This window comes from Methylobacterium iners (assembly GCF_022179305.1).
Classification (GTDB): domain Bacteria; phylum Pseudomonadota; class Alphaproteobacteria; order Rhizobiales; family Beijerinckiaceae; genus Methylobacterium; species Methylobacterium iners.
Genome location: NZ_BPQP01000033.1, coordinates 104,430 through 131,048, shown reverse-complemented (window position 1 = coordinate 131,048; position 26,619 = coordinate 104,430). Strand labels below are relative to the sequence as shown.

Genomic DNA, 26,619 nt, shown 5'->3' with positions numbered 1-26,619 from the left:
ACGGGATCGCCGCCCTCAGACCGAGCGCAGGCTCGGACCTTTGCGCACGAAGCCGACGATGTCCTTCACCGCGTCGAGGGTCGGGGCCGCGATGGCCTCGGCCCGGGCTGCCCCATCGGCGAGCACCGCGTCGATATGGGCCGGATCGGCGATGAGGCGCTTCATCTCGGCGCCGAGCGGCGCGAGCTTCTCCACCGCGAGCTCGACGAGCGCGCCCTTGAACACCGAGAACTGCGCCCCGCCGTAATCGCTCAGGACCTCGTCGCGCGTCGCGTCCTTGAGCGCGGCGAAGATGCCGACGAGGTTGTCGGCTTCCGGCCGACCGCTGAGCCCGGCGGCTTCCGAAGGGAGGGGTTCCGGGTCGGTCTTCGCCTTGCGGACCTTCTGCGCGATAGCGTCCGCGTCGTCGGTGAGGTTGATGCGCGAATTGTCGGACGGGTCCGACTTCGACATCTTCTTGGTGCCGTCCCGCAGGGACATCACCCGGGCCGCCGGACCGCCGATCAGAGGTTCGGTGATCGGAAAGAAATCTTCACCGTGCCCATGCGCGGCGATAGACCCTGAGAAATCGTTGTTGAACTTCCCGGCGATGTCGCGGGTCAGTTCGAGGTGCTGCTTCTGGTCCTCGCCCACCGGCACGTGGGTCGCGCGATAGGCCAGGATGTCGGCGGCCATCAGCACCGGATAGGCATAGAGCCCGACGCTCGCGTTCTCGCGGTCCTTGCCGGCCTTGTCTTTGAACTGCGTCATGCGGTTGAGCCAGCCGAGGCGGGCGACGCAGTTGAAGATCCAGGCGAGCTCGGCGTGCTGCGGCACCTGGCTCTGGTTGAACACGATGGAGCGCGCGGGATCGATGCCGGCGGCGAGGAAGGCGGCCGTGACCTCGCGGATCTGGCCCTTCAGCTCGGCCGGGTCCTGCCACAGCGTGATCGCGTGCAGGTCGACGACGCAGTAGAGGCACTGCGCGTCGCGCGCCTGCATCTCCACGAAGCGCTTGATGGCGCCGAGATAGTTGCCGAGATGCAGGTTCCCGGTCGGCTGGACGCCGGAGAAGACCAGTTCGTTGAACGCGGCCATCTCGCCTGTCCCCGTGCCGTTCTGTGTGGAGGGCCGCGCACATCGAGACGTCCCGAACGGCGCGCAGCCGCGGGTTTCTGAACCGGGCGCTGGGGCGGGTCAAGATCGGGGCCGAGCGCGTCCCGCGATCAGGAGGCGCCGCGGCTCGTCGCCATCCGTCGTTCGTCCTGACGGGCGCGACCCGTCGGGCATAGGTCGAGGAGGACGCAGCGACCGCAGGCGGGATTGTGGTGGAAGCAGACCTGCTGGCCGTGCAGCATCAGGAGTTCGTGGTTGTCGTAGAGTTCCTGCGCGCTCCAATCCGCCGGAAGCTGCGCCCGCAGGATCGGGTGGGAGGGCCCGACATCGACCCGCGATCCGATCAGGCCGGTGCGTTGCGCGACCCGGTGATGATGGCTGTCGACGGGCAGCGCCGGCATCCGCAGCACGCTGAAGGAAAGGACCGCGGCGCTCGTCTTCGGCCCGATCCCGGGGATCGCCTCGAGCCAGGTGCGGGCGGCCTCGACGTGCATCTCCGCCAGGAAGTCGAGGGAAAGCGCGCCGCGGCGTTCCTTGACGGTACGCAGGATGGCCTGGATGCGCGGCGCCTTGAGTTCCGGCCAGGTGACGCCGGCGATCGTGGTCTCGAGGTCCTCGACGGGCGCGTCGAGCAGGGCCTCCCAATCCGGGTAGCGGGCCCGCAGAGACTTGAAGGCCCGGCCTGAATCTGCGTTGCGGGTCCGGTGCGAGAGCAGCGAGGAGACAAGCTCGCTCAAGGGATCGAGGCTGTGGAAGTAGGGAATGGGGCAGCCGTAGACGGGGCAGAGCCGCCGATGGATCTCGAGCGCTTTGTCGGCGAGCCCATCCGGCGCGGGACCGGCCTGGGGCTTGGCGCGTCTCGCCGAGGAGTGGAGATGATGGTGTCCGGGTGCGGTTGCCATCGTGATCGAATCCGCAAAGCGCCGATGCGGTTCCCCGCCGAGACGCCCGGCCTGCGTCCTTCCGGAGGCCGGGCGTCAGGCGTTCACGCCGCCTGAGGGTCACGGTGAGCGCCTTTGAAGGCGCCGTAGCTCGTCATCAGGTTGCGGTAATCGGGGATGTGGTTGGCGAGCAGGGTCGCCAGACCTTCGACGTCGCGGCGCCAGTCGCGGTGCAGCTCGCAGGCGACGCCGAACCAGTTGATCAGCTGCACGCCGGCGCTCGACATCCGGTTCCAGGCCGCATCCCGCGCCACCGCGTTGAAGGTGCCGGAGGCGTCCGTGACCGCGAAGACCTCGTAGCCCTCCGCGATCGCCGAGAGCGCCACGAATGCCACGCAGACCTCGGTCACGACGCCGGCGATGATGAGCTGCTTGCGGCCGGTCGCCTTGATGGCGGCGACGAAGTCGGGGTTGTCCCAGGCGTTGATCTGGCCGGGACGCGCGATGTAGGGCGCGTCCGGGAACTGCGCCTTCAGCTCCGGCATCAGCGGGCCGTTCGGGCCTTCCTCGAAGCTCGTGGTCAGGATGGTCGGCAGCTTGAAGTAGGCGGCGAGGTCGGCCACCGCGAGCACGTTGTTCTTGAACTGGTCCGGCTGGAAGTCGCGCACCAGGGAGAGGAGTCCAGCCTGGTGATCCACGAGGAGGACGACGGCCTGGTCGATATCGAGACGATTGTAGGGCTTGCTCATGAGAGTCTCCTGATCTGGGGCTGAGTGGCGGGTCGATGCTGGCTATTGCGGTGCGGGTGGGTTCGCCTCCTTCATCCAGGTCCCGACGCGCGCGACGTCGGCCTGGGACAGGCCGTGACCGGTCGGGAGGATCATGTGCTCCACCACGGCGCCGGCCCGGCCGAGCAGGTCTGCGAGCGCCTCGGCGTTCTCCGCCGGGACGATCGGGTCGAGGGCGCCGGAGAGCATGAGCACGGGCTTTGTTCGGAGGTCGGGCTCCGGCGGCGCGGCGAGCGGCATCATCGGCCGCAGGAGCACCGCGCCGGCGAGCACCTCCGGGTGCAGGAGCAGCAGGGCCGCGGCGATGTTCGCCCCGTTCGAGAAACCCAGCGCCAGCGGCGCTTCGAGGCCGTAGGCGGCGCGCGCCTCGGCGACGAAGCCGGCGAGGTTGCCGGCCCGGCGGCGTAGATCGTCCTCGTCGAACACGCCCTCGCCGAGCCGGCGGAAGAAGCGCGGCATGCCGTTCTCCAGCACCTGCCCGCGCGGCGAGAGCAGCGCGGCGCCGGGCGCCACCGCGCGGCCGAGGGGCAGAAGATCCGTCTCGCTGCCGCCGGTGCCGTGCAGGAGCAGCAGCGGCCGCGCGGCACCCGCGCCAGGCTCGAAGGCATGGAGGAAGGAGAGAGATGCCGTCATGATGACAACCTCGTGAAGCGTGAGGGGTGTCCCCATCCCGGGCTGCGGGATGGGGGTTTGCGTCAGGCGATCGGGGGCAGCACGGCTTCGATCCGAGCCCGTTGCGGTTCGAGGAAGGCGGGCAGCTTGAGGGCGCCGCCCAGCGCCTCGGGCGGCTCGTCCACCGCGAAGCCGGGCTCGTCGGTGGCGATTTCGAACAGGACGCCGCCGGGCTCGCGGAAATAGACCGAGCGGAAGTAGTTGCGGTCCCGCTGCTCGGTCACGGCGAGGCCGTGGCCCTTCGTGAGCCGGGCCACCATCGCTGCCTGCGCCGCGTCGTCCGCCGCCCGGAAGGCGACGTGGTGGACCGAGCCCGCACCCGGCCGGCCCCGCGGGAACTCGCCGACCTCGCGCAGGGTCACGAAGCCGCCGAGGCCGGCCCCGCTGGAGTAGCGGGTCGACGCGCCCTCGCGTCCGGTCTTCGCAAAGCCGAGCACGTCGGTGAGGACCGCGGCCGTCGGGGCGGCCTCGCCGAGCAGGAGCGTGACACCGTGGAAGCCGCGGATCGCGTGCTCGGCCGGGACCTCGCCGCCGTCGCAGACCCCCGCTCCGCCGGCCTCGTCCACGCCGACGAGAGCCAGCATCATGCCGTCGGGATCGCGGAAGCGCAGAACGGGCGCGCCGAAGGCGTGGGCGATGGGCTCGTGCGCCACGCCCTTCTCGACGAGGCGATGCGTCCACCAGCCGATCGAGGCGGCGGGCAAGCGGAAGGCGGTCTCGCTCGTCTCGCCAACCCCGACCCGGCCCGGCGCCGCATGGGCGACGGGGAAGAAGGTCAGGATAGTGCCGGGGCGCCCGGCATCGTCGCCGTAATAGAGATGGTAGGTTCCCGGATCGTCGAAATTGACGGTCTTCTTCACGAGCCGCAGCCCGAGCACCCGCGTGTAGAAGTCGAGGTTGCGGTGAGCGGGGCCGGAGAAGGCCGTGACGTGATGGATGCCGTTCTCGGACATGATGATGTCTCCCGAGTGCCCCACCGCTTCGAGACGGGGGCGGTGTTCGATGGAGACAATCTGATCCTTGCCGATCAGGCGCGAAATAGAAACAATGGAAACTCATCGTTTCCGCTGAGTGCCCATGAGACTGCCAGATTTCGAGGCCTGGGCCATCTTCGCCAAGGTGGTGGAGGCCGGTTCCTTCGGACGAGCCGCCGCCGATCTCGGCTTGTCGAAGGGCACGGTCTCGAAGGCGATCGGGCGGCTCGAGGCGCGGATCGGCGCCCGGCTGTTCCATCGCACCTCCCGCAAGCTCGCGTTGACCGAGGCCGGGCGCGCCGCACGGACGAGCGCGGCCCGCATCCTGGCCGAGGGAGAGGCGGCGGAGGCCGAGGCGACGGCGGGCGCCGCGATCCCGCAGGGGCTGGTGAGGCTCGCAGCGCCGATGTCCTTCGGGGTGCTGCACGTGGCGCCGCTCCTGCCGGACTTCCTCGCGCGCCATCCCGGCCTCGCCATCGACCTGCATCTCAGCGACGCCGTGGTGGACCTCGTGGGCGAGGGCTTCGACATCGGGCTTCGCATCGCGGCGCTCGCCGATTCCTCCCTGCGTGCCCGCCGCCTCTGTCCGGTGAACCGGTCGCTCGTGGCCACGCCCGGCTATCTCGATCGGCACGGCCGCCCCGGGCACCCGAGCGACCTTGCGCGCCACGCCTGCCTCGGCTACGCCTACCTGCCCACGCCCGACCGCTGGCACCTGATCGGCCCCGACGGCGCGGAGGCGGTGGTCACGCCCGCCGGTCCCCTGCGGGCCAACAATGCCGACGCGCTCACGCCCGCGCTGAGTGCTGGCCTCGGCATCGCGGTGCAGCCGGATTTCATGGTCTGGGAAGACCTCGGCGCCGGCCGGCTGGAGCGCGTCCTGCCGGGCTGGGCGCCGCCGACGATCGCGCTTCACCTCGTGACGCCGCCAGGGGACCCGCGCCCGGCGCGGGTGAGGGCGCTGATCGGATACCTGGCTCAGACCTTGTCCGCCGCGTCCTGGGCGCGGCAGGCGGGACCGTGACTGGAGGGGCGCCTATTTCGGCAGCGCGTAGATGTTCACGTCGAGCTGGTCGTCCGCCTTCTCCGAGAGATCGGTGACGTATTCCTCGATGAAGCGGTCCTGGACCACGACGTCTTTGGCATCGAGATAGGCGGTCAGCGTCTCGTAGGTGCCGTCGATGGCGTCGTAGGACCCCTTGTGCGGGAAGCGCAGCGCCCGGCCGCTCGGCGTCACGCCGTAGCGCAGGCCCTCCGCCTCCGCGGGCTTCGGGTCGGGCATCGCCTCGATCGGGATCATGGCCTCGAACTGGAAGCCCTCGTCGTCGGTCTTGGCGAAAACGGCGATCGGCCGGCCCGTCGGGCGGATGCCAGCCTTGGCGAGCGACGCCTCGATCTTCCCGAAGGCCCCGCGCAGGGTCGGCACCGCCTCCTCCCACTTGGCCCGGCCCGGCAGGATCGCGGCGGGTTTGGCCGGCAGCGAGACCTCGTCGACGTCGTTGGCATCGCCCGGCACCTCGACGAGCGTCTGGCGGGGCGAGGCCGGCGGCGTGCCGGCGGGCGCGGCGCCCGATTGCGCCGGGATCGGCACCGGCTGCGCCGGGCCCGGCGCCCCAGGGGTCGGGACCCGCGAGGGATCGGGGACCGTCGTCGTGGGGAGCGGGTTCGTCACCGCCGGGGACGCGGGTGCCGGCTCCTGCGCCCGGGTCGCCGCAGCGGGGAGAGCGAGACATCCAGCGAGTACGATGGCACGGAGACGGGTCACGGCTTTGCTCCGAGATGTCCGACACGCGGCGTCGCGCCGAGTCGGCCCTGAAACCTAGTGACGAAGCACAGGGCCTGCGAGCCGGGCCGGCTGTCCGCAGGGCGATCTTGTGCCGGCGCGACCGTTCTGCAACGCCCCGCCTCGCAGTGCGGGCGGGTTTAACCTATATCCGGGCGTCGGCCGGGATGCGGCCACCACCCCCCCCGCGACAGGCAGATCTTGCAGCCAAGCATGAGCGCGCTCGCCCAACGACGTTTCCTGAAGATGCACGGTGCCGGCAACGCCATCGTGGTGATGGATCTGCGCGGCTCGTCCATTCGCGTCAGCCCCGCCGAGGCGCGCGCCATCGCGGGCGACCCGCGCTCGGCCTTCGACCAGCTCATGGCGGTCCACGATCCCGTGACGGAAGGCACCGACGCCTACCTGCGCATCTACAACACCGACGGCTCGGAATCCGGCGCCTGCGGCAACGGGACCCGCTGCGTCGCCTTCGCCATGCTCGACGATCCCGCCATGGCCCGGCCCGCCGAGAGCGGCCGCCTCACCCTCGAGACCTCGGCCGGCCTCGTCTCGGTGAAGCGCGTCGCGGATCGCTCCTTCACCGTCGACATGGGCCGGCCGGGCCTGCGCTGGGACGAGATCCCGCTCCGCGACCCTTTCCAAGACACCCGGCGGATCGAGCTGCAGATCGGCCCGATCGACGATCCCGTCCTGCACTCGCCCGGCGTCGTGAGCATGGGCAACCCGCACGCGGTGTTCTTCGTCGACCGCGACCCCGACACCTACGATCTCGGCCGGATCGGACCCATGCTCGAGGGCCATCCGATCTTCCCGGAGCGGGCCAACATCTCGCTCGCGCAGGTGACCGGGCGCGAGGCGATCAAGCTGCGGGTCTGGGAGCGCGGCGCGGGCCTTACCCTCGCCTGCGGCTCGGCGGCCTGCGCGGCGGTCGTCGCGGCCTCGCGGCTCCGGATGATCGGCCGACAGGCCCATGTCAACCTGCCCGGCGGCACCCTCTTCATCGAGTGGCGAGCCGACGACCACGTCCTCATGACGGGCCCCGTGGCCCTCGAATGGGAGGATTCTCTTCGGCCGGAACTCTTCACCGGCCTGAACTGAATGGCCGTCGAGACCCTGACCTTCGGCTGCCGCCTCAACGCCGTCGAGTCCGAGGTGATGCGCGGCCACGCCCGGGGCGGCGAGCGAGACCGGGTGATCGTCAACACCTGTGCGGTCACTGCCGAAGCCGGCCGGCAGGCCCGCAAGGCGATCCGCCGGATCGCGCGCGAGCGGCCGGACGCCGAGATCGTGGTCACCGGCTGCGGCGCACAGGTGGAGACGGAGACCTACGCCGCGATGCCGGAGGTGGCGCACCTCGTCGGCAACGATTCCAAGATGCGGCGCGAGACCTGGGTGACGCAGGACCCCCAGCGCGTCGCCCCCGACGACATCATGGCGGTTCGTGCGGCGCCGCCCACCCGGATCGCGACGATGACCGGGCACACTCGGGCCTTCGTCCCCGTGCAGAACGGCTGCGACCATCGCTGCACCTTCTGCGTGATCCCGTTCGGGCGCGGGAATTCCCGCTCGGTCGATCCCGTCGACGTGGTCGATCAGGTCGCCCGGATCGTCGATCACGGCGGCCGCGAGGTCGTGCTCACCGGCGTCGACCTCACGGCCTATGGCCGCGACCTGCCGGAACCGATGAGCCTCGGCCGCCTGGTCCAGGCCATCCTGGCCGCAATCCCCGGCTTGAGCCGCCTGCGCCTGTCTTCCATCGATTCGATCGAGGCGGACGAGGCCCTGATGGAGGCGATCGCGGGCGAGCCCCGGCTGATGCCCCATCTCCACCTTTCGCTTCAGGCCGGCGACGACCTCATCCTCAAGCGGATGAAGCGGCGGCACGGTCGCGCCGACGCGATCCGGTTCTGCGAAGAGGCGCGGCGCCTGCGCCCCGGCCTCGTCCTCGGCGCCGACCTCATCGCCGGCTTCCCGACGGAGACGGAGGCGCAGTTCACGCGCTCCCTCGACCTCGTCGCCGAGTGCGGCCTGACGCACCTGCACGTCTTTCCCTACTCGCCCCGCCCCGGCACCCCGGCCGCGCGGATGCCGGCCGTGGCGCCGGACATCGTCCGCGAGCGAGCCGCCCGCCTGCGCGAGGCCGGGGACGCGGCCCTCCTGCGGCACCTCGCGGGCGAGGTCGGGCGGGTGCACCGGGTGCTCACGGAACGCGGCGGGATCGGCCGTACCGAGGGCTTCACCCCGGTTCGCCTGCCCCCTGAGACCCCCGCCGGACTGCTGCGGGAGGTGAGTATTCGTGGTCATGACGGGCGCGCCTTGCTGGCGGTCTGAGCGTATTTCCCGAAGGCCGAAAGACCTTCTCGGAAGTTCGGGAACGCTTCGGCCAAGCCCAGGTTTAAGGGAGGTCGTCCCGCCGGTGCCGGGATCCATGCGAGGGGACCCTGGCTTTGATCGAGATCCTGCCTGTCCGCCGCACCACGCTCGCGGCCATCGCCTGCCTCGGTTGCCTCGTCGGTACTGCCCTCACGACGGCGCGCGCGGCGGAGGAGCCGGGTGTCGGCGGCCTCTTCCAGCGCTTGTTCTCGCCCACGCCTCCGCCTGCGCAGGAGGCGGCTCAGCCCCCGGCACAGGTGCAAGCGCCGAGCGCGACGGCTGCGGGATCCTACGCCCAGCGTCGCAGCCAGAGAGCTGAGGCCAGCCGCTCGCGACCCCGCATCCGCTACGCGGCCCTTCCCAAGGCCGAGCCGCTGAAGCTTCGCGTGACCGACCGTCAGACGCCGCTCGACATGAAGGCCGGCCCGGTCGCCGCCTTCCTCCGGGACGAGACCCTGCAGCCCGGCGACATCGTCGTGCTCAAGGGCGGCGCCCGGGTTTTCACCGGACAGCCGGGCCGCAAGCACAGCCTGCGCGATTTCGAACCGGCGCAGGTCTCGAGCCTTCTCGACAAGCGGACGCGGATCCTGCTCGGGGCGATGATCCAGCCGACCGGTGCCCGCCCGTCCGAGGCGGCGCGGTCCCTGAGGGCGCGCTTGCGGGCCGTGCCCACCCCCGTCGCCGCCACCATCGCTGCCGCTCCGCAGATGGAGAGTTCAGCGATGCGCGTGGTCTACCCGGCGAATTTCACACGCTGACGTTGAGGGAATCCGGCACTTCGCCGGCGTTCAACCCGTCCAGGATGCTTTCTGGAGTGCATCCACGGTAACCCGGTTGTGCCTGAACGGTCGCGTATCCGCCGTTGAGCCGCGTAACCTCCTCTGCTAGCCCGGGCCCCCGAAACCGCCCAGCGAGCGGATCGGATGGGAGGAGTTGCGTCCGTGAACACCTGGAACCAAGTCTACGACCCGTTCGGGAACGTCTGGCTATCGACCCTGGCCGCCTCCGTCCCCGTCATCGCCCTGCTCGGCATGATCGCCAGCGGCAAGGTGCAGGCGCATATCGCGGCCGTTCTCTCCCTTGGCATCGCGCTCTTCATCGCCATCGTCGCCTTCGGGATGCCGACCGACCTGGCGCTGCGCGCCTCCGCTTACGGCGTGGCGCTGGGCCTCTTCCCGATCGGCTGGATCATCCTCAACGTCATCTTCCTCTACCGGCTGACGGTGGAGAAGGGCTGGTTCGCGACCCTCCAGCAATCGGTGGCCGGCATCACCGCTGACCGGCGCCTGCAGCTCCTCCTCGTCGCCTTCGCCTTCGGTGCCTTCTTCGAGGGCGCGGGCGGGTTCGGCACGCCCGTCGCCGTCACCGGCGCCATCCTGATCGGGCTCGGCTTCTCGCCGCTCGCGGCCTCGGGCCTCTCGCTCATCGCCAACACGGCGCCGGTCGCCTACGGCGCGCTCGGCGCGCCCATCGCCGGCCTCTCGTCGGTGACGGGCTACGATCCCTACGTGCTCGGCGCGATGATCGGGCGGCAGCTGCCGTTCTTCTCGGTGATCGTGCCTTTCTGGCTGATCTGGGTCTTCGCGGGCTTCCGCGGCATGATCCAGGTCTGGCCGGCGATTGCCGTCTGCGGCGTCTCCTTCGCGGTCGCCCAGTTCGCGATCTCGAACTACGTGAACCCGTGGATCGTCGACATCGGCGCCTCGCTGATCTCGATGGGCGCGCTCGTCCTGTTCCTGAAGACGTGGCGGCCGGCCACGATCTGGATCTCGCCGGCGCTTCGCGGCAACGACCCCTCGATCGGCTACACCTCCGAGCCCCGTCCGGCGGCTCTCGGCGCCGGCGTTCCCGGCGACATGCCGCGCGTGCATACGGGTGAGCGCACCGCCACTTCGAGCGAGATCGCCTGGGCCTGGGTGCCGTGGATCGTCCTCTCGGTGATCGTGGCGATCTGGGGCACCGGCTGGTTCAAGGGGATCGTGAACCCGATCTTCACCTGGAAATACGAGGTGCCGGGCCTGCACAACGTGATCATGAAGGTGCCGCCCGTCGTCGGGACGGCTCACCCGGAAGCGGCGGTCTTCAACTTCACCTACATGTCCTTCACGGGAACGGGGGTGCTGTTTGCCGCGATCATCTCCGGCCTGATCATGCGCTTCTCGCCCCTGCGCCTGATCACCGCCTATCTCGAGACGATCTGGGTCCTGCGCTACTCGATCATCACCATCGCGGCGATGCTGGCACTCGGCGTGCTCACCCGCTACTCGGGCGTCGACGCGACGCTGGGCCTCGCCTTTGCCGGGACGGGCATCCTCTACCCGTTCTTCGGTACCCTGCTCGGCTGGCTCGGCGTGGCGCTGACGGGCTCCGACACCGCCTCGAACGTGCTCTTCGGCAACCTGCAGAAGATCACCTCGGAGCAGCTCGGCCTGTCGGGCATCCTCATGGCCTCGGCGAACTCGTCGGGCGGCGTCATGGGCAAGATGATCGACGCCCAGTCGATCGTCGTCGCCTCCACCGCCACGGGCTATTACGGGCAGGAGAGCAAGATCCTGCGCTTCGTGTTCTGGCACTCCATCGTGCTCGCCTGCCTAGTCGGCGTGCTCGTGATGCTCCAGGCCTACGTCTGGCCGTTCACCGCGATGGTGCTGGCGCCCTGACGGACGGATCTTCGGCGGACGATCGCCCGCTCCGGTCCGACGGGGCGGGTTTTTTCGTTCTGCTCTCTCGGGTGCGAGACGCCTTTCCGTGGGAGGCGCTTAGCACCACCTTGGTGGGATGTTCTTCCGAAAGCTCGCCTCGCGCTACAGCCTCTCCGGCCTGCCGGTAATCCAGACTGCCCGCCTGCGCATCGAAACGCTGGTGCCCAAGGACGCCGAGGGCGTTCGTGCGCTCACCGATGATCCCGCCATCACGGGCGCCGTGGACTTCCTGCCCGACCCGTTCACGCTCCGCGACGCGCAGCGGCTCATCGCCGGCAACAAGGCCGTCGGCGACCGCTTCCTCGGCATCCGCGACGAGTCAGGCGCCCTGGTCGGCGTCATCGGCACGCATCTGCGCGGGGATCAGGCCGTCGAGATCGGCTACTGGATCGGCGGCGCGGCCCGTGGCCGAGGCTACGGCAGCGAGGCGGTCGCCGGACTAGTGGCGCTCCTGCGCCGGCGCTTCCCGCACCGGCTCATCGTCGCGGAGTGCCGACCGGAGAACACCGCCTCCTCGGGGCTCCTGCGCAAGGTCGGCTTTCGCGATACCGGCGACGAAGGCCACCGGCCCGGCCGCCGCATCTTCGTGATCGAGCCGACCTGACGAGCGCCGCTGCCGGTCGCTGGCCCAACCGGCCTGCCTCGGACTTCCACCCGGCGATGCGCCCTTTCAGGCGTTGCTGCCCGGCGCCTTCACCAGCTGGCAGCCCGAGATGCGCCAGGCGCCGTCCGGCTGCCGCTCCAGGCTGTAGAGCGCGACCCAGTCGACGCCGTTCTCGTCCTGCAGCCTCACGCCCAGCGCCAGACCGTCCTCACCGACATCCTCGATCCGCTCGACGCTGAAGCTGCGGGCCCGGTAGACGGCGGCGTAGCCCTTCTTCACCATCGCGATGAAGGTTTCGGGCGATCCGAACATGCCCTGAATCGCCGGCGCGGCCTGAGCGTAGGCGGTCGCCGCGTCGTCCTTGCGGAAGGCTTCGATCTGCCGCTCGATGGTGGCGCGGGCGGCGGAGCGACCCGCCTCGTCGGCGGCCTGGAGCGGGGTCAGCAGGAGGCCGAACGTGAACAGAGCGAGGACGGCGCGCATCGGGCACACTCCACGGCGGGATCGACCGAACCGAGAGTAGCGCGGCCGGACCTTCCTGCAAGACCTCCTTGCGGGTGCAAGGTCCTTGCCAGGGCTCACGACGGCGCCGCCTCGGTGTCGCGGAGCCGGCGCCAGGCGAAGGCCGCGAAGACTCCGAGCAGGCAGGCGGCGATGGCGAACCACGTGAAGGCGTATTGCAGGTGGTTGTTGGGCAGGTCCACCCGCAGCTGCCCGCCCTTCGGCCAGCCGCCGGGATTGGGCGTCGCGTCGGCCTCGACGAGATAAGGCTTCGCATCCGTCAGCCCGCGCGAGGCGGCAATCCCCGCGATGTCGCGGTGGAACCACTCGCCCCTGGCCGGCTCGGGCGGCGGCACGAACATCGTGCGCGCCTCCGGCCCGCGCAGGATGCCGGTCACACTCGTCTCGCCCTGGATCTCGCCGGCCTTACGCGCGCCAGGGTCCTTCAATTCGGTCGGAATGAAGCCGCGATTGACCAGCACCGTCCCGCCCTCCGCCAGCTTGAGGGGCGTCAGGACGTAGTATCCCTGCAGAGCGCGTCCCGGCGTCGTCCCGGCGGCGAGGCCGTGCACCAGGGTCTCGCTCGCGTGCAGGAAGGTGCCCGTGGCGCGTACCCGGCGGAACTCGTCCTGCTCCGGGTTCCACTCCTCGGCCCGCGGGAGCGCGGCCGGCGGCTCGACCCGCGCGCGGGCGATGATGCGCGCGATGAGCGCCTCCTTCTCGGCCTTGCGCTGCAGCTGCCAGGTGCCGAGCGAGAGCAGGATGGCGAGGCAGACCAGGGCGGCGACCCCGGGCACCGCCAGGCTTCGCCAGGCACCGTCTGGGGTACCCTCGCGCGTCACCGGAAGCGTCCCTGCTCGGCCTTGTTCACGAATTGCAGGGCCGCGAGCACGCCCTTGAGAGGCCGGACCAGGAGAAGGCTCAGGCCGATCGTCAGGGAGCCGGCGACCAGCGCGTGGACCCAGATCGGCGGCTCGTAGGCGATCTCCATCCAGAGGGCCAGGCCCACGACGATCACGCCGACGATCGACATGACGAAGAAGGCCGGCCCGTCGCCGGAGTTGAAGCCGGAATAGTCGAGGCCGCAGGCCTCGCAGGACGGCCTGAAGGTCAGGAAGCCCTGGAACATATGTCCCTGGCCGCAGCGTGGGCAGCGGCCGCGAAGGCCGGTTGCCATTGGGGATCGGCGTTCGAATGTCTGGACCAAGATCTCGTGCTCCTCGACCTCGCGGATGTCGAAGGCCAATGCGGATATGGGATGGGCGTGCGCGCCGGACATGAAAAAGGGCGGCTCGCGCCGCCCTTTCGAGGTTCCCCGCGCTGCGTCGGATCGCTGCGGCTCAGTGCGCCCCGCCGCCGGGGCCGGCGCCCCAGACGTAGATCGCGGCGAAGAGGAACAGCCAGACCACGTCGACGAAGTGCCAGTACCAGGCGGCGAACTCGAAGCCGAGATGCTGCTGGGGCGTGAACTGGCCGAGATAGGCGCGGTAGAGGCAGATCGCGAGGAAGATCGTGCCGATGATGACGTGCGCGCCGTGGAAGCCCGTCGCCATGTAGAAGGTCGAGGAGTAGATGCTGCCCGAGAACCCGAAGGCGGCGTGGCTGTACTCGTAGGCCTGGCAGGCGGTGAACAGCACGCCCAGGATGATGGTCAGCCAGAGGCCGTACTTGAGGCCCTTGCGGTCACCGTGGAGCAGGGCGTGGTGCGCCCAGGTCACCGTCGTGCCGGAGGTCAGCAGGATCAGCGTGTTCAGGAGCGGCAGGTGCCAGGGATCGAAGGCCTCGATCCCCTTGGGCGGCCAGGTGCCGCCCGTGAAGTCGAGGCGCGTCGCCTGGATCGGGTCGGCGGTGTAGAGGGCGGCCTCGAAATAGGCCCAGAACCACGCCACGAAGAACATCACCTCCGAGGCGATGAACATGATCATGCCGTAGCGGTGATGGAGCTGGACGACGCGGGTATGGTCGCCGGTCTCGGCCTCGTGGACGACGTCCCTCCACCAGGCGATCATCGTGTAGATGACGCCGAGCGTTCCGGCGCCGAACACGTAGGGTCCGACGGCGAGGGTGCCGATGGTCAGGCTCTTCATCCAGAAGACGGCGCCGAAGGCCATCAGGAAGCCGGAGAACGCGCCGATCAGCGGCCACGGGCTCGGCGCCAGAATGTGGAAGTCGTGATTCTTGGCGTTCGCCTCGGCCATCGGACCTTTTCTCCTGAACCCTTGGATCGAGTGCCGCCCGGCGCCCCGATCCTGACCGGAACCCATAATGTGACGGACGCGGCGTTGTCACGCCGCCGCACTCAAAAATTCGACTTCGTCCCCGTGCCGCCCGTTGTCGCAAGCGCGGCCGTGGGCTGGCCGTTCTTCGACGCGAAATAGGTGTAGGACAGGGTCATCTCCGAGAGATGGCTCGTGTTCGAATCCGCGCGAAGCGCCGGATCGAGGTAGAACACGACGGGGAAGTCCATCGCCTCGCCGGGCTGCAGGGTCTGCTCCTTGAAGCAGAAGCACTCGACCTTGACGAAGAAGCCGCCCATCAATCCCGGCTGCACGTTGAAGGTGGCGATGCCGGTGGACGGCGTCGTGCCGGTGTTCCGCACCCGGAAGAAGACCGTCTTGGTCTCGCCCAGCCGCGCTTCGACCTGCCGCGTCTCGGCGTGGAACCGCCAGGGCAGGGTGCCGGAGACGTTGGTGTCGAAATGAACGACCATGCTGTCGTCGCGCACAGCCTCGGTGGACGCGACCCCCACGCGGGGCGTCCCATCGAAGCCGGTCGCCTTGCAGAACAGGTCGTAGAGCGGCACGGCGGCAAAGGCGAGACCGGTCATCCCGAGCACAAGGGCGGTGCACCCGGCGACCGTCCAGGTCGTCGTGCGCTTCGCCGATGTCCTGCGGTCGGTCATGGCTGAGCCTTTCCTCACAAGGGACGGCTCATGATCTGGGGTCCGAGCTTCGCGATGGTCAGGACATAGAAGATCGCGACCAGGGCCCCGAGCACGAGGGCGATGGCGATCGACCGCTTGCGCCGCCGCTGGGTCTCGTCCGGCGTCAGCGCGCGCGATCCGGGGTCCTGGTCCGGCACCGGGCTCATGAGAGCACCGCCCGGAACAGGCCCAGCCCCTGCTCGGCCAGGAGCGCCGAGAACAGCAGGAACAGGTACAGGATCGAGAAGCCGAACATGCCGAGCGCCGCTCGCTTCTCGCCCTCGCCCTCCCGCTGCCTGAAGACCTGCAGGCTGAAGGCCAGCATGCCGAGGCCCCCGATCACGCCGGTGACCGCGTAGAGGAGCCCGCCGAAGCCCAGCGCCACGGGAGCGAGCCCGATCGGAAACAGCAGCAGGCTGTAGCCGACGATCTGCCGGCGAGTGGATTGCGGCCCGGCGACGTTCGGCATCATCGGGATGCCGGCCTTGGCGTACTCGCCCGACTTGATGAGCGCCAGCGCCCAGAAATGCGGCGGCGTCCAGATGAAGATGATCAGGAACAGCACGATCGACTCGATGCCGACCGAGCCCGAGACTGCGGCCTGGCCGATGATCGGGGGCAGGGCGCCGGCGGCGCCGCCGATCACGATGTTCTGCGGTGTCGCCCGCTTCAGCCACATGGAATAGATCACGGCGTAGAAGACGATCGTGAAGGCGAGCAATCCGGCCGCGAGCCAGTTCGCGGCGAGGCCCAGCACCATGACGGAGCCCGCCGAGAGCACGAGGCCGAAGGCGAGCGCCTCGCCGGGCGCGATCCGGCCATCGGGGATCGGGCGCTTGGCCGTGCGCGTCATGACGGCGTCGATGTCGGCGTCCCACCACATGTTGAGGCAGCCCGAGGCGCCGGCGCCGACCGCGATCATCAGGAGCGAGATCGTCGCGATCACGGGCTGGACGTGAACGTGCGAGACCACCATCCCGACGAGCGCGGTGAAGATCACCAGCACCATCACCCGCGGCTTCAGGAGCGCGAAGAAGTCCGAGACCTCGCCCCCGACCTGGTGGAGGGACGGCGTCCGCGCATCGGCGGGAAGGCTGTTCGACAGGCTCGTCATTGTGACCGTGCTCGTGTCCATGGTCGCGCGGCGCTGGGCCGCTCCAGATCGACCGTTAAAGAACGAGGACCGCCGGAGCGGTCCTCGATAGCCCTTGAAGGGTGTCCGCCCCGATCAGTGACCGGGTTCGTCGACGATCTTGGGGAGCGTCTCGAACTGGTGGAAGGGCGGCGGCGAAGACAGCGTCCACTCCAGCGTCGTGGCGCCCTCGCCCCAGGGATTGTCGGCCGCGCGGGTCTTGGACCGGAAGGCGAGCACGACGCCGATGATGAAGACGATCATGCCGAGCGCGAAGATGTGCCCGCCATAGGTCGAGACCTTGTGCCAGCCGGCGAAGGCCTCCGGATAATCCGCGTAGCGGCGCGGCATGCCGGCGAGGCCGAGGAAGTGCATCGGGAAGAACAGGACGTTCGCGCCGATGAAGGCCAGCCAGAAATGCAGCTTGCCGGCCCATTCCGGGATGATGTGCCCGGTCATCTTCGGAAACCAGTAGTAGACGCCCGCGAAGATGATGAACACGGCGCCGAGCGAGAGCACGTAGTGGAAGTGGGCCACGACGTAGTAGGTGTCGTGGAGGTACTTATCGACCGCTGCGTTCGCGAGCACGACGCCCGTGACGCCGCCGACCGTGAACAGGAAGATGAAGCCCACGGCCCAGTGCATCGCCGCGGTGAAGCGGATCGAGCCGCCCCACATCGTCGCGATCCAGGAGAAGATCTTCACGCCCGTCGGCACCGCGATGACCATGGTCGCGAAGACGAAGTAGGACTGCGTCTGCAGCGACAGGCCGACCGTGTACATGTGGTGCGCCCACACGACGAAGCCGACGACGCCGATCGCGACCATCGCGTAGGCCATCGCGAGATAGCCGAAGACGGGCTTGCGCGAGAAGGTCGAGATGATGTGCGAGACGATGCCGAAGGCCGGCAGGATCATGATGTAGACTTCGGGGTGGCCGAAGAACCAGAACAGGTGCTGGTAGAGCACCGGATCGCCGCCGCCGGCCGGGTCGAAGAAGGTCGTGCCGAAGTTGCGGTCGGTCAGCAGCATCGTGATCGCGCCGGCCAGGACCGGGAGCGACAGGAGCAGCAGGAAGGCGGTCACCAGCATCGACCAGGCGAAGAGCGGCATCTTGTGCAGCGTCATGCCCGGGGCGCGCATGTTGAGGATGGTGGTGATGAAGTTGATCGCGCCCAGGATCGAGCCCGCGCCGGAGAGGTGCAGGGCGAAGATCGCGAAGTCCACCGCCGGTCCGGGGTGACCCTGCGAGGACAGCGGCGGGTAGACGGTCCAGCCCGTGCCGGCGCCGACCGCGCCCGGCGCGCCCTCGACGAACAGCGAGCAGACGAGGCTCGCGAAGCCGGCGACGGTGAGCCAGAAGGAGATGTTGTTCATGCGCGGGAACGCCATGTCCGGCGCGCCGATCATCAGGGGCACGAACCAGTTGCCGAAGCCGCCGATGAGGGCCGGCATCACCATGAAGAACACCATGATGAGGCCGTGGCCGGTCACGAAGACGTTGTAGGTCTGCGGATTCGAGAAGTACTGCAGGCCGGGCGCCTCCATCTCCATCCGGATGCCGAAGGAGAGGAACGCGCCGACCATGCCCGCACAGAAGGCGAAGAGCAGGTAGAGCGTGCCGATGTCCTTGTGGTTCGTCGAGAGGAACCAGCGGGCGAAGAAGGAGGGCTTGTGGTCGTCGTGGGCGTGATGCCCGGCATGTGCTGCGGCGGTAGCCATTCGATGCAGACCTTGTTCCGGTGTCTTCTAGAGTCGTCGAGCGAAGCGTCGGCGGCGCCCTAGCGGGCGTCGGCGAGCTTGGATCCGTCGTCGAGGCGGGCGAACTTCGTCTTACCTTCGGCGAGCCACTGGGCGTATGCCTCCTCGCTCACCACCCGCACGGTGATGGGCATGTAGGCGTGGCGGGTGCCGCAGAGCTCACGGCACTGGCCGTGGTAGGTTCCCTCGCGGTCGGCCTTGAACCAGGTCTGGTTGAGGCGGCCCGGAACCGCATCCGTGGTGAAGCCGAGTGAGGGCATGCCCCAGGAATGGATCACGTCGGCGGAGGTGACCTGGACCTTCACCACCTTGTTCACCGGCACGACCATCTCGTTGTCGGTCGCGAGGAGCTTGGGCTCCTTCGACTCGTCGAGGTTGGCGTCGAAGGTGAAGCCGCCGCCCTTGTCGGTCTGCGGGTACTCGTAGGACCAGTACCAGGCGTGCCCGATCACCTTGACGATCACGTCGGCCTTGGGATCGGCCAGCTGCGTCCGCAGGAGGCGGAACGAGGGGATCGCGACGGCCACGAGGATCAGCACCGGGACGATCGTCCAGGCCACCTCGATCATCGTGTTGTGCGTCGTCTTCGAAGGCGTCGGGTTGGTCTTCTCGTTGAAGCGGAAGATGCACCAGAGGATCAGGCCGAGGACGAAGACCGAGATCACCAGCGAGAGCCAGTGCAGTCCGACCTCGAAGCTGTGGATGTCGCGGGCGTTCTCGGTGACGCCGACCTGCCGGCCCATCTGCCACGGCTCCGGCTGACCGATGCCGGCGGCGAAGGCCGAATGGCAGGAGACGAGGAGCCCGCTCACCGCGGCCAGTCCCGATGAAAACCGTCGTTGCGCCTGCGTGGTCCGCATCTGCCTCTCGTGGCTCCGTCCGAATCGTGATCAGTCCCGCGCCTTTGACGATCTCTGCGGACGAGCGCAAGGCCGTTCAGCGCGTTCTTGGCTATTCGCAGGCTCGAAACCTGGGAATTGCCGGTGGCCGTGTCAGACCACAACGTCGGATGAGGCGCAACGGAAACAGCGTCGCATCGGGCGGGGCATGATATCCGGCCGGGTATGGGCGAGGCTCGAGCCGTAACCGTTCCGGGCAGGCGACGAGGCCTCGTCCAGCCGAGGTTCTAGGCTTGCGGAGGCAGCGTTGATCGAGCGGCTCGAATTCATCCTGGCGCTCGCGCGGGAGCGGCATTTCGGCCGGGCCGCGCAGTTCTGCAACGTGTCGCAGCAGACGCTGTCCGCCGGGGTGAAGCAGCTCGAGGAGCGGCTCGGCGTCATGCTCGTGCAGCGCGGCTCGCGCTTCCAGGGCTTCACGCCGGAAGGCGAGCGCGTCCTCGAATGGGCGCGCCGCATCGTCGGCGACACCCGGGCCATGCGCCAGGAGGTCGCGAGCCTCCGGCGGGGCCTCTCGGGAATGCTGCGCCTGGCGGCGATCCCGACCGCGACGCCCATCGTCGCGGCCCTGACGACACCCTTTCGCGCCCATCATCCGGAGGTGCGTTTTTCGGTGCAATCCAAGACCTCGGGTGAGATCGGCCGGCTGCTGGCCGACCTCGAGATCGATGCCGGGATTACCTATCTCGAGAACGAGCCGCTCGGCCGCGTCACCGCGGTGCCCCTCTATCGCGAGCGTTACCGCCTGTTGACGGCCGTCGACGGCATCTTCGGCACGCGCGACACGGTGACCTGGGAGGAAGTGGGACGCGTGCCCCTCTGCCTGCTCACCCCGGACATGCAGAACCGCCGCATCATCGATCGGCACCTCACCAATGTCGGTCGGGCGTCTGAACCGCTCCTCGAATCCAACTCCATGATCGTGCTACTCACGCATGTAAGGACTGCGAAATGGGCAAGCGTGATGCCGGCCGTGCTCGCGGACAGCTTCCGCCTGAGCGAACGCGTGCGCTCGGTCCCCATCGTCGAGCCGGACGTCAGCCACGTTATCGGCCTCGTCGTGCCCGAGCGCGAGCCGATGACCCCTCTCTGTGCCTCCCTGATCGTCGAGGCGCGGGCCGCCGCGCCGACGATCGCGGACGACATCGCGTCACTTTAGATTTTTGCGGCGCAATATGGATTTGTAACAAAATTCCGTTGTCGTCTGACCGAACCGCGCGATTGATTCAGATCTGGCGATAAACCACCTTGGAATGACAACAAGGTGAGCCGGGTTAGGAACAATGGTGCAACGCGAGCCCTGGAGCGAGGCGCGGGCGACTGCGATCATCGCCGAGCACGTGCATCTGGAGGGCGCAACGCTTCCGATCCTGCATGCCCTGCGGGAAAACTTCGGCTACGTGGACGAGGGCGCCGTGCCGCTGATCGCCGACGCGCTGAACGTGTCCCGCGCCGAGATCCACGGCTGCATCACCTTCTATCACGACTTCCGTCGGGCCCCGGGCGGCCGGCATCACGTGAAGCTCTGCCGTGCGGAGGCTTGCCAGGCCATGGGTTCGGACGCCCTTCACGCCGAGATCCTCGCCGGATGGGGCATCGACTGGCACGAGACCACCGCCGACGGCCGCGTGACCGTCGACCCCGTCTACTGCCTCGGCCTCTGCGCGAACGGCCCTGGTGCCCTCGTCGATGAGATGCCGGTGGCTCGTCTCACCAGGGACGGTCTCCAGGCGGCCCTGACGGAGGTGTCTCGGTGAGCGTCACCATCTACGTTCCCCGCGACGCAGTCGCTCTCGGGCTCGGCGCCAACCGGGTCGCCAGGGCCATCTTCGCCGGCGCCGAGCGCCGCGGCCTCGACGTGGAGATCATCCGCACGGGGTCGCGCGGCCTGCTCTGGCTGGAGCCGATGGTCGAGGTCGCGACGCCGGAGGGACGCATCGCCTACGGGCCCGTGACCCCGGGCGACGTCGAGGCGCTGCTCAATGCCGGCCTGGCGGAGGGCGGCGCCCATGCGCTCCGCCTCGGCAAGCCGGAAGACATCCCCTACCTCGCCCGCCAGCATCGACTAACCTTCCAGCGCTGCGGCGTCGTCGATCCGGTCTCCGTGGTCGATTATCGCGAGCATGGCGGCTATCGCGGCCTCGAAGCGGCGCTCAAGCTCGACGCCGAAGGCATCGTCGCGGCGGTGCGCGAGTCCGGCCTGCGCGGCCGCGGCGGCGCCGGCTTCCCGGCGGGCATCAAGTGGAACACGGTGATGCTCGCCAAGAGTGAGCAGAAATACGTGGTCTGCAACGCCGACGAGGGCGATTCCGGCACCTTCGCCGACCGGATGATGATGGAGGGCGACCCCTTCAACCTCATCGAGGGCATGACCATCGCCGGCATCGCGACCGGCGCGACGCGGGGCTACATCTACCTGCGCTCGGAATATCCCCAAGCCTTCGAGACCCTGAAGGAGGCCATCGCCAACGGCGTAAAGGCCGGGGTGCTCGGCGCTAATGTCTTAGGGTCCAGCAAAGCGTTCCATCTGGAAGTCCGGCTGGGGGCCGGCGCCTATATCTGCGGCGAGGAGACCTCGCTCCTGGAGAGCCTGGAGGGCAAGCGCGGCATCGTCCGCGCGAAGCCTCCGATCCCAGCGCTCAAGGGCTTCCTGGGCCAGCCGACGCTGGTCAACAACGTCATGACCTTCACCGCCGTGCCCTACATCCTAGAGCACGGTGCCAAGGCCTATGCGGATTACGGCATGGGCCGCTCGCTCGGCACGCTGGCGATCCAGCTCGCCGGCAACATCAAGCGGGGCGGCCTCATCGAGTACGCCTTCGGTATCACGCTTCGCGAGATCATCGAGGATTTCGGCGGCGGCACGGCCTCCGGCCGGCCGGTGCGCGCGGTGCAGGTCGGCGGGCCGCTCGGCGCCTATTTCCCCGATCACCTCCTCGACACGCCCCTCGATTACGAGGCCATGGCGGCCAAGAAGGGCCTCGTGGGGCACGGCGGCATCGTGGTGTTCGACGACACCGTGGACATGGCGAAGCAGGCCCGGTTCGCCTTTGAGTTCTGCGCGGTCGAATCCTGCGGCAAGTGCACGCCCTGCCGCATCGGTGCGACCCGCGGCGTCGAGACCATGGACAAGGTCATCGCCGGCATCCGCCCGGCCGAGAACCTCGCCGTCGTCGCCGACCTCTGCGAGGTCATGACTGACGGCTCGCTCTGCGCCATGGGCGGGCTGACGCCGATGCCGGTGATGAGCGCGATCACCCATTTCCCGGAAGATTTCCAGCGGCGCGGACCGATGTCCGTGGCGGCTGAGTGAGAGGCGCGGCGCCATGGCCCTGATCAAAGAGATCGACTACGGCACCCCGATCCGGGTGTCCGAGCAGAACGTGACGCTCACCATCGACGGCGTCAGCGTCACGGTCCCGGCCGGCACCTCCGTCATGGCGGCGGCCATGCAGATGGGCACGCAGATCCCCAAGCTCTGCGCCACGGATTCCCTGGAGCCCTTCGGCTCCTGCCGGCTCTGCCTCGTCGAGATCGAGGGACGGCGCGGCACGCCTGCCTCCTGCACCACGCCGGCCGAGAACGGCATGGTGGTCTCGACCCAGTCGGACAAGCTCGCCAAGCTCCGCAAGGGCGTGATGGAGCTCTACATCTCCGACCACCCGCTCGACTGCCTGACCTGCGCGGCGAACGGCGATTGCGAGCTGCAGGACATGGCAGGCAGCGTGGGCCTGCGCGACGTGCGCTACGGCTATGACGGCGCCAACCACGTCAAGCCGGATTCCGACCTCTACCTCTCGAAGGACACCTCGAACCCGTACTTCACCTACGATCCGTCGAAGTGCATCGTCTGCAACCGCTGCGTCCGCGCCTGCGAGGAGGTGCAGGGCACCTTCGCGCTGACGATCGCCGGCCGCGGCTTCGACAGCCGCGTGGCCGCGGGCCCGACCGACTTCTTCAACTCGGAATGCGTCTCCTGCGGCGCCTGCGTCCAGGCCTGCCCGACGGCGACGCTCCAGGAGAAGTCGATCATCGAGCACGGCCAGCCCGATCATTCCGAGATCACCACCTGCGCCTATTGTGGTGTCGGCTGCTCGTTCAAGGCCGAGATGCAGGGCATCCGCATCGTGCGCATGGTGCCCTACAAGGGCGGCAAGGCGAATGAGGGCCATTCCTGCGTCAAGGGCCGCTTCGCCTACGGCTACGCCACCCACAAGGACCGCATCACCAAGCCGATGATCCGCGAGAAGATCACGGACCCGTGGCGCGAGGTGACCTGGGAGGAGGCGATCAGTCGCGCGGCCTCCGAGTTCAAGCGCATCCAGGCCAGGTACGGCAGGGATTCGGTCGGCGGCATCACCTCCTCGCGCTGCACCAACGAGGAGGCCTACCTCGTCCAGAAGCTGGTCCGCACCGCCTTCGGCAACAACAACGTCGATACCTGCGCCCGCGTCTGCCACTCGCCGACGGGCTACGGCCTGATGTCGACGCTCGGCACCTCGGCCGGCACGCAGGACTTCGCCTCCGTGGCGCATTCCGACGTGATCCTCGTCATCGGCGCCAACCCGACCGACGGCCACCCGGTCTTCGGCTCGCGGATGAAGCGGCGTCTGCGCGAGGGCGCCAAGCTCATCGTTGCGGACCCGCGCAAGATCGACCTCGTGAAGTCGCCTCACATCAAGGCCGATCATCACCTGCCGCTGAAGCCCGGCTCGAACGTCGCCTTCATCAACGCGATGGCCCACGTCATCGTGACGGAAGGCCTCGTCGACGAGGCCTATGTCCGCGAGCGATGCGACCTCGGCGACTTCGAGTCCTGGGCCCGCTTCGTCGCGGAAGAGCGGCACTCTCCCGAAGCGCAGGCCGCGCAGATCGGCGTGGACCCGACGCAGATCCGCGAGGCCGCGCGCCTCTACGCCAAGGGCGGCGCCGCGGCCATCTATTACGGCCTCGGCGTCACCGAGCACAGCCAGGGCTCGACCATGGTCATGGGCATGGCCAACCTCGCCATGGCCACCGGCAACATCGGCATGCTCGGCGCCGGCGTGAATCCGCTGCGCGGCCAGAACAACGTCCAGGGCTCCTGCGACATGGGCTCGTTCCCGCACGAGCTGCCGGGCTACCGGCACGTCTCGGACGACGCCACCCGCGAGACCTTCGAGTCGCTCTGGGGCGTGCCGCTCAACGGCGACCCGGGCCTGCGCATCACGAACATGCTCGACGAGGCCGTCGATGGCGCCTTCAAGGGCCTGTACATCCAGGGCGAGGACATCGCGCAGTCGGACCCCGACACGCACCACGTCACCGCCGGCCTCATGGCGATGGAATGCATCGTCGTCCAGGACCTCTTCCTGAACGAGACGGCGAAATACGCCCACGTCTTCCTGCCCGGAGCCTCGTTCCTGGAGAAGGACGGCACCTTCACCAACGCCGAGCGCCGCATCAGCCGCGTGCGCAAGGTGATGCCCCCGATGGGCGGCTACGGCGACTGGGAGGGCACGATGCTGCTCTCGAACGCGCTGGGCTACCCGATGAACTACGCGCACCCCTCCGAGATCATGGACGAGATCGCGGCGCTCACCCCGAGCTTCAAGGGCGTGAGCTTTGCCAAGCTCGAGGAACTCGGCTCGATCCAGTGGCCCTGCAACGACGCGGCCCCGCGGGGCACGCCGATGATGCACGTCGACCGTTTCGTGCGGGGGCTGGGCAAGTTCATGATCACGGAGTACGTCGCCACCGAGGAGCGGCCGGGGCCGCGCTTCCCGCTAATCCTGACCACGGGGCGCATCCTCTCGCAGTACAATGTCGGCGCGCAGACGCGGCGCACCGAGAACTCGCGCTGGCACGAGGAGGACGTTCTGGAGATCCACCCGTTCGACGCGGAGGTGCGCGGCATCGTCGACGGCGATCTCGTGGCGCTGGAGAGCCGCTCGGGCGACATCGCCCTGAAGGCCCGCGTCTCGGAGCGGATGCAGCCCGGCGTGGTCTACACGACCTTCCACCACGCCAAGACCGGCGCCAACGTCATCACCACCGACTACTCCGACTGGGCCACGAACTGCCCCGAGTACAAGGTGACGGCGGTGCAGGTGCGGCGAACCAACCGGCCTTCCGATTGGCAGGCGAAGTTCTACGAGGAGGATTTCTCGCTGACCCGCATCGCGACGCAGTTGAATGCAGCCGAGTAGCCTGCCCGGACCCGAACGACCCGAGAGCGCGCCGGCCGAGACGGCCCGGCGCGTTCCGACCTCCGTCATTGCCTATGACGATCCGAACCCTCGGGAGGGGGAGCGTCCCCTCGCCGTCGAGATGCCGGTCAACCTCGTCTACGGCAGCGTGCCCTACGCCGTGATGATGACGACGCCCGCCGACCTCGTCGATTTCGCCTACGGCTTCAGCCTGACCGAGGGAATCGTCGCCTCGGCCGACGAGATCCGCGGTGCGGCCGTCGAGGAAGGTGACGGCGGCCTGCGGCTCCTCGTCGACCTCGTTCCCGGGCGCCTGCGCGAGCACCTCGCCCGCAAGCGCGCCATCAGCGGTCGCACCGGCTGCGGCGTCTGCGGCATCGACGATCTCGCGGCCCTGCCCAAGGCCGAGCCCCGCACCGATGTCGGGCAGCAGGTCTCGCTCGCCGCGATCCGGACGGCGCTGACGGCGCTCAGTGACGCCCAGGTGCTGAACCAGGAGACCCGCGCGGTCCATGCCGCGGCCTGGGCCGATCTCGACGGGTCGCTCGTCGCCGTGCGCGAGGATGTCGGCCGCCACAACGCCCTCGACAAGCTGATCGGCGCGCTCCTGCGCGCCAGGATCGATCCGAGTCAGGGCTTCCTCGTCATCACGAGCCGGTGCTCGTTCGAGATGGTGGAGAAGGCCGCCTCGTTCGGGGCGGCGGTGCTCGTCGCGATCTCGGCGCCGACCTCGCTGGCCATCGACCGGGCGGCCTTGCACGCCATGACGCTGTGCGCGATCGCCCGGTCCGACACCCTGACGGTCTTCACGGGCGGCGAGCGCCTGATCCTGACCGCGGAAGCGCAGTCTCACGCCAGCCCTCAGAGCACCGACCGATGAGCGCCACATCCAGCAACGACAAGCTCGTCCGCATGGCGAACCAGATCGCGACGTTCTTCCGCTCCTACCCGGAGGACGAGGCGGTGGCCGGCATCCACAAGCACATCGTGGCGTTCTGGACGCCGAAGATGCGCCACGCGCTGGTCGCCTACGGTCCGACGGCGGGCAGCGGGCTCGATCCGCTGGTCATGCAGGCGTTCCGCGGACAGCCGCAGGCCGAGAGCCCGATCCGCGCGGCCGCCCGCGATCCGCACTTGCTCGGGGCGGGTGCGAGCGACGCCGGCTGATAACGCTTCCGTTTGTCGCCCCCGTTCGGTGCGCGTCGCCCTCTCCCCGCCCGGCGGAGAGAGGGTCGCATGGACCTCGTCGTCCATGCGACGAGCGGAGCGAGGGTGAGGGGGTCCCTCCGCGTGTGGCACTTTCAGAAACGCCCCCTCACCCTCGGCTGCCGCCTCGCTTTGCC

Annotated in this window: 27 protein-coding genes; 12 read left to right on the top strand and 15 right to left on the bottom strand. The window is 68.9% G+C overall.

Annotated features, from left to right (window positions below):
- Window positions 1-15: 15 nt before the first annotated feature.
- From trpS to MFF55_RS12015, 5 genes are all read right to left on the bottom strand, one after another.
- A complete protein-coding gene (gene trpS, locus MFF55_RS12035) occupies window positions 16-1,077 on the bottom strand; it encodes a tryptophan--tRNA ligase (protein WP_238244326.1) in 1,062 nt (353 codons plus the stop codon).
- Window positions 1,078-1,205: 128 nt separating this feature from the next.
- Window positions 1,206-1,997: an endonuclease III domain-containing protein gene (locus MFF55_RS12030; RefSeq protein ID WP_238244325.1), complete on the bottom strand. Its 792-nt coding sequence runs from the start codon at window positions 1,995-1,997 to the stop codon at window positions 1,206-1,208.
- An 83-nt stretch (window positions 1,998-2,080) separates the two neighbouring features.
- Window positions 2,081-2,725, bottom strand: a complete 645-nt coding sequence (gene ycaC / locus MFF55_RS12025; protein ID WP_238244324.1) for an isochorismate family cysteine hydrolase YcaC — start codon at window positions 2,723-2,725, stop codon at window positions 2,081-2,083.
- 42 nt (window positions 2,726-2,767) lie between these two features.
- Window positions 2,768-3,397, bottom strand: coding sequence for an alpha/beta hydrolase (locus MFF55_RS12020; RefSeq protein ID WP_238244323.1), 630 nt, complete (start codon window positions 3,395-3,397; stop codon window positions 2,768-2,770).
- 62 nt (window positions 3,398-3,459) lie between these two features.
- Entirely contained in the window at window positions 3,460-4,389 is a 930-nt protein-coding gene (locus MFF55_RS12015) for a ring-cleaving dioxygenase (RefSeq protein ID WP_238244322.1), read from the bottom strand.
- Window positions 4,390-4,513: 124 nt separating this feature from the next.
- Between MFF55_RS12015 and MFF55_RS12010 the strand changes: the two genes are divergently transcribed.
- Entirely contained in the window at window positions 4,514-5,434 is a 921-nt protein-coding gene (locus tag MFF55_RS12010) for a LysR family transcriptional regulator (protein ID WP_238244321.1), read from the top strand.
- A gap of 12 nt (window positions 5,435-5,446) precedes the next feature.
- On the opposite strand, the gene MFF55_RS12005 is transcribed toward MFF55_RS12010, so the two are convergent.
- Window positions 5,447-6,175, bottom strand: a complete 729-nt coding sequence (locus tag MFF55_RS12005; protein WP_238244320.1) for a GyrI-like domain-containing protein — start codon at window positions 6,173-6,175, stop codon at window positions 5,447-5,449.
- Window positions 6,176-6,406: 231 nt separating this feature from the next.
- Between MFF55_RS12005 and dapF the strand changes: the two genes are divergently transcribed.
- From dapF to MFF55_RS11980, 5 genes are all read left to right on the top strand, one after another.
- Window positions 6,407-7,294: a diaminopimelate epimerase gene (dapF, locus tag MFF55_RS12000; protein WP_238244319.1), complete on the top strand. Its 888-nt coding sequence runs from the start codon at window positions 6,407-6,409 to the stop codon at window positions 7,292-7,294.
- Entirely contained in the window at window positions 7,295-8,527 is a 1,233-nt protein-coding gene (mtaB, locus tag MFF55_RS11995; RefSeq protein ID WP_238244318.1) for a tRNA (N(6)-L-threonylcarbamoyladenosine(37)-C(2))-methylthiotransferase MtaB, read from the top strand.
- Between the two features lie 116 nt (window positions 8,528-8,643).
- A complete protein-coding gene (locus MFF55_RS11990) occupies window positions 8,644-9,327 on the top strand; it encodes a hypothetical protein (RefSeq protein WP_238244317.1) in 684 nt (227 codons plus the stop codon).
- Window positions 9,328-9,510: 183 nt separating this feature from the next.
- On the top strand, window positions 9,511-11,229 hold the full coding sequence (locus MFF55_RS11985) for an L-lactate permease (RefSeq protein ID WP_238244316.1): 1,719 nt from the start codon (window positions 9,511-9,513) through the stop codon (window positions 11,227-11,229).
- A gap of 118 nt (window positions 11,230-11,347) precedes the next feature.
- The gene (locus MFF55_RS11980) at window positions 11,348-11,875 is read left to right on the top strand and encodes a GNAT family N-acetyltransferase (RefSeq protein WP_238244315.1); all 528 of its coding nucleotides are present in this window, start codon (window positions 11,348-11,350) and stop codon (window positions 11,873-11,875) included.
- A gap of 66 nt (window positions 11,876-11,941) precedes the next feature.
- Here MFF55_RS11980 and MFF55_RS11975 read toward each other — a convergent pair whose 3' ends face one another.
- The 9 genes from MFF55_RS11975 to coxB form a co-directional block, all read right to left on the bottom strand.
- A complete protein-coding gene (locus MFF55_RS11975) occupies window positions 11,942-12,358 on the bottom strand; it encodes a DUF4864 domain-containing protein (RefSeq protein ID WP_238244314.1) in 417 nt (138 codons plus the stop codon).
- Between the two features lie 95 nt (window positions 12,359-12,453).
- The gene (locus tag MFF55_RS11970; protein WP_238244313.1) at window positions 12,454-13,218 is read right to left on the bottom strand and encodes an SURF1 family protein; all 765 of its coding nucleotides are present in this window, start codon (window positions 13,216-13,218) and stop codon (window positions 12,454-12,456) included.
- A complete protein-coding gene (locus MFF55_RS11965; RefSeq protein WP_238244359.1) occupies window positions 13,215-13,553 on the bottom strand; it encodes a DUF983 domain-containing protein in 339 nt (112 codons plus the stop codon). The genes MFF55_RS11970 and MFF55_RS11965 overlap by 4 nt, the downstream gene beginning before the upstream one ends.
- Window positions 13,554-13,716: 163 nt before the next feature.
- Window positions 13,717-14,574 carry a cytochrome c oxidase subunit 3 gene (locus tag MFF55_RS11960; RefSeq protein WP_238244312.1) on the bottom strand — a complete coding sequence of 286 codons (858 nt, stop codon included), beginning with the start codon at window positions 14,572-14,574 and terminating at the stop codon, window positions 13,717-13,719.
- A 101-nt stretch (window positions 14,575-14,675) separates the two neighbouring features.
- Window positions 14,676-15,278, bottom strand: a complete 603-nt coding sequence (locus MFF55_RS11955) for a cytochrome c oxidase assembly protein (protein ID WP_238244311.1) — start codon at window positions 15,276-15,278, stop codon at window positions 14,676-14,678.
- A gap of 14 nt (window positions 15,279-15,292) precedes the next feature.
- Complete coding sequence (locus tag MFF55_RS11950) at window positions 15,293-15,466, bottom strand: cytochrome c oxidase system small membrane protein (protein WP_238244310.1); 174 nt, start codon at window positions 15,464-15,466, stop codon at window positions 15,293-15,295.
- Window positions 15,463-16,413 carry a heme o synthase gene (locus MFF55_RS11945; RefSeq protein WP_238244309.1) on the bottom strand — a complete coding sequence of 317 codons (951 nt, stop codon included), beginning with the start codon at window positions 16,411-16,413 and terminating at the stop codon, window positions 15,463-15,465. Before MFF55_RS11945 ends, MFF55_RS11950 begins: the two co-directional genes overlap by 4 nt.
- Window positions 16,414-16,527: 114 nt before the next feature.
- On the bottom strand, window positions 16,528-18,153 hold the full coding sequence (gene ctaD / locus MFF55_RS11940) for a cytochrome c oxidase subunit I (protein WP_238244308.1): 1,626 nt from the start codon (window positions 18,151-18,153) through the stop codon (window positions 16,528-16,530).
- A gap of 59 nt (window positions 18,154-18,212) precedes the next feature.
- Window positions 18,213-19,052, bottom strand: coding sequence for a cytochrome c oxidase subunit II (gene coxB / locus MFF55_RS11935; RefSeq protein WP_238244307.1), 840 nt, complete (start codon window positions 19,050-19,052; stop codon window positions 18,213-18,215).
- Window positions 19,053-19,338: 286 nt separating this feature from the next.
- On the opposite strand from coxB, the gene MFF55_RS11930 reads away from it, so the two are divergent.
- The 6 genes from MFF55_RS11930 to MFF55_RS11905 all read left to right on the top strand — a co-directional run bounded on the left by MFF55_RS11930 (window position 19,339) and on the right by MFF55_RS11905 (window position 26,443).
- The gene (locus MFF55_RS11930; protein ID WP_238244306.1) at window positions 19,339-20,247 is read left to right on the top strand and encodes a LysR family transcriptional regulator; all 909 of its coding nucleotides are present in this window, start codon (window positions 19,339-19,341) and stop codon (window positions 20,245-20,247) included.
- Between the two features lie 124 nt (window positions 20,248-20,371).
- Window positions 20,372-20,845, top strand: a complete 474-nt coding sequence (locus MFF55_RS11925) for a formate dehydrogenase subunit gamma (RefSeq protein ID WP_238244305.1) — start codon at window positions 20,372-20,374, stop codon at window positions 20,843-20,845.
- Window positions 20,842-22,401 (top strand): formate dehydrogenase beta subunit, encoded by a 1,560-nt coding sequence (locus tag MFF55_RS11920; RefSeq protein WP_238244304.1) that lies wholly within the window; start codon window positions 20,842-20,844, stop codon window positions 22,399-22,401. The genes MFF55_RS11925 and MFF55_RS11920 overlap by 4 nt, the downstream gene beginning before the upstream one ends.
- Window positions 22,402-22,414: 13 nt before the next feature.
- Window positions 22,415-25,276 carry a formate dehydrogenase subunit alpha gene (gene fdhF / locus MFF55_RS11915; protein ID WP_238244303.1) on the top strand — a complete coding sequence of 954 codons (2,862 nt, stop codon included), beginning with the start codon at window positions 22,415-22,417 and terminating at the stop codon, window positions 25,274-25,276.
- The gene (gene fdhD, locus MFF55_RS11910) at window positions 25,263-26,156 is read left to right on the top strand and encodes a formate dehydrogenase accessory sulfurtransferase FdhD (RefSeq protein ID WP_238244302.1); all 894 of its coding nucleotides are present in this window, start codon (window positions 25,263-25,265) and stop codon (window positions 26,154-26,156) included. Before fdhF ends, fdhD begins: the two co-directional genes overlap by 14 nt.
- A complete protein-coding gene (locus MFF55_RS11905) occupies window positions 26,153-26,443 on the top strand; it encodes a formate dehydrogenase subunit delta (RefSeq protein ID WP_238244301.1) in 291 nt (96 codons plus the stop codon). The genes fdhD and MFF55_RS11905 overlap by 4 nt, the downstream gene beginning before the upstream one ends.
- Window positions 26,444-26,619: the final 176 nt, after the last annotated feature.